This window comes from Actinoplanes sp. NPDC051633 (assembly GCF_040681735.1).
Lineage (GTDB): Bacteria > Actinomycetota > Actinomycetes > Mycobacteriales > Micromonosporaceae > Actinoplanes.
This window is the reverse complement of the sequence record NZ_JBFAZH010001084.1, coordinates 1-2610: the sequence shown is the minus strand read 5'-3', so window position 1 is coordinate 2610 and position 2610 is coordinate 1. Positions and strand designations below refer to the sequence as shown.

Here is a 2610-nt window from a genome sequence, read left to right as displayed (position 1 = left end):
GCCTTCTACGGCATCGAGCTGGTCGAGCTCGCGCAGCGCGAGGCGGTGGCCCGCGGTGACGCCCGGATGCTGCTGCGCTGGAGCGAGCACTGGCGTGCCTTGGCGCTGGCCACCCAGCCGGTCCGCCCGCCCGACGACGCGGAGCTGGCGGCCGAGCTCACCGCGCTGCGCGCCGTCGAACGCCGCCTCGCCGAGGCCCGGGCGGCCGGCACCCCCGACCGGACGCTGCTGGCGGAGCGACGCGGGTTGGAGGGCGCGATCCGGGCGCGGACCCGCCGGGTCGCCGCAGCCCACCACGACGGCCGCACCGGAGCACCGGCCGGGGCCGCGCCGTGGACCGCGCTCGGCGACCACGACCTGGTCCAGCTGACCAGCTTGGACGACGTCCTGTACGCCACCACGGTCGTCGGCGGCCGCTGCTGCACCCACGTCGTCGGGCCGCTCGAGGTTGCCGTCCGCGAGGTGGAGCTGGCCCGGTTCGCGTTGCGGCGCCTCGCCCGCGGCCGTCCGCCCGCCGGGGCCGGGCCCGCCCTCGTCGCGGCCGCGGCCGCCCTGCAGCGGGCGCTGCTCGGGCCGGCCGCCGGGGTGCTCAGCGGCGGCCCCATCGTCGTGGTGCCGCCCGCCCTGCTGCACTCGGTGCCCTGGACGATGCTCCCGGTCCTGCAGGACGTCCCCGCCGTGGTCGCTCCGTCCCTGGCCTCCTGGCTGCGGGCGGGCCACTCCGGGCACTCCGCCGACCGCCGGGTGGTGCTGATCCGCGGGCCCGAGCTGGACGGCACCGGCCTGGAGATCAAGCAGCTCGCCCGCACCTATCCCGACGCGGACGTGCTGGAGAGCGGACGGGCCACCGTGGACACCACGCTGAGCGCCCTCGACGGCGCCTGGACCGCCCACATCGCCGCGCACGGCGTCTTCCGCGGCGACAACCCGCTCTTCTCCAGCCTGGCGCTGGACGACGGGCCGCTCACCGTGTACGACCTCGAGCGGCTGCGCCGGGCCCCGGCCCGGCTGGTGCTCTCCAGCTGCGAGTCCGGCGTCGCCGCGCCGGTCAGCGCCGACGAGCTGCTGGGCATGGTCAGCGCCCTGATCCCGCTCGGCACGCGCAGTCTGGTGGCCAGCGTGGTGCCGGTCAACGACGCGGTGACCAGCGCGCTGATGGCGCGGTTCCACAAGCGGCTGCGGAACGGCGCCGGGTTCAGCGACGCGCTGCGCGACGTCCGGGTCTTCGCAGCGGCCGCGGACGACCCGATCCTCCTCGCCACCGCCTGGTCCTTCGTGGCCCTGGGCCGCTGAGGAGAGCAGGGCCGCTGAGAACGAGAGGGCCGCTGAGGACTGCTGGGTCACAGGGTCACCCAGGAGGTCAGCACATCGCTCGCGCCGGCCGGACGCAGCCGCAGCCGCACCGGGCCGCCGGGAACGTCGGCGACCAGGAACCGGCCGAGCGCGTCCAGCTCGATCGGGACGCTGCCGTGCGTACCCGTCTCCAGCACCGCCGTGCCCGGCCCGGCGCCGAACACCTGGCCCATCAGGGTCCAGCCCGCGCCCTCGGCCCGCACGGTCACCTCGACCTGCGCGTCCGGCGTCTCGAAGGACAGCAACCGCTCCTCGGCCACCTGCCGCACCGCCTCGAACCCGGCGTGCTCGGCCGAATCCGCGACCAGCTCGGCCAGCCGCGCGTCCATGTCCCGGGTCTCGAAGGCGGCCCGGGCGGCGGCCCGCACATACGCCGGCACCGGGTCGGTCAGGCCGGCCACCCGCCGCAGGTCGGCGAGCAGATCGTCGTCGGCGCTCAAGACGGCACCGCCATGATCCGGCGCAGCGTGGCCAGGCAGCGCTGCCGGGTCGGGCCGATCCCGCCGATCGGCATGTCGAGGGCCACCGACACGGTGGCGTAGGTCGGCGGCGGATCGGCCATCAGCACCCGCAGCAACGCCCGGCACTGCGTCGAGATCTGCTCGAACGCCCGCCACAGCGCCGCGTCCCGCTCCTCACGCAATATCTCCCGGTCGACCGCCGACTCCTCGGCGTCGGCCAGATCGTCGAAATCCTCGGTCGGCACCACCTTGGTCCGCTGCCGCAACACCGCCAGGCACTCGCGGCGGATCGTCGTGGCCAGCCAGCCCGGCAGCCGCTCGGGGTCGCGGATGGTGCCGAGCTTCTCCACCAGCCGCAGCCACGTCGCCTGCACGGCGTCGGCGGCGTCCGGCTCGGTCAGGCGCATGGCGCGGGCGACGGACCACAGCAGGTTGGTGTACCGGTCGGTCAGCGCATCCCACGCCGCCTGGTCTCCGGCCGCGGCGCGCTCCAGGAGCTCGGCGGGGGCTGAAGTGCCCGGTAGATCCATCAGGGGTGCTCCCAGTAGTCGTTGTCGTAGTCGTACCGTCCGCTACCGAAACGAGCGGGCGGGACGGCGGCAGATACGTCAGCCATCCGACAGATCCGCCTGATCATTAAGCTTGCGCAATGACGGGACCGCAGTTGTTGTCGGCTTGGGCGGGTCACTTTACCGGCGCGGGAACGGGCGTCACGGTGGTGCTCCCTCCGGTGGGGACGGTGGCGTCCGGCGAGGTCCGCGGCGGCGCCCCGGCGACCCGGGAATTCGCGCTGCTG

At 75.0% G+C, this 2610-nt stretch carries 3 protein-coding genes; 1 reads left to right on the top strand and 2 read right to left on the bottom strand.

Translation table 11 applies throughout. From position 1 onward, the window contains the following. Positions 1–1293: CHAT domain-containing protein (locus AB0M20_RS37240; RefSeq protein WP_364305470.1), on the top strand; the 1293-nt coding region annotated here is incomplete at its 5' end. Positions 1294–1340: 47 nt separating this feature from the next. Here AB0M20_RS37240 and AB0M20_RS37235 read toward each other — a convergent pair. Both AB0M20_RS37235 and AB0M20_RS37230 read right to left on the bottom strand, forming a co-directional pair. Beyond that, positions 1341–1793, bottom strand: coding sequence for a hypothetical protein (locus AB0M20_RS37235; protein ID WP_364305469.1), 453 nt, complete (start codon positions 1791–1793; stop codon positions 1341–1343). Beyond that, positions 1790–2344 carry a sigma-70 family RNA polymerase sigma factor gene (locus tag AB0M20_RS37230; protein WP_364305468.1) on the bottom strand — a complete coding sequence of 185 codons (555 nt, stop codon included), beginning with the start codon at positions 2342–2344 and terminating at the stop codon, positions 1790–1792. Before AB0M20_RS37230 ends, AB0M20_RS37235 begins: the two co-directional genes overlap by 4 nt. Positions 2345–2610 lie beyond the last annotated feature (266 nt).

Bases quoted from the DNA above. Each gene is read 5' to 3' on its own strand.
- AB0M20_RS37230 (WP_364305468.1), bottom strand. From the start codon at position 2,344: ATGGATCTACCGGGCACTTCAGCCCCCGCCGAGCTCCTGGAGCGCGCC.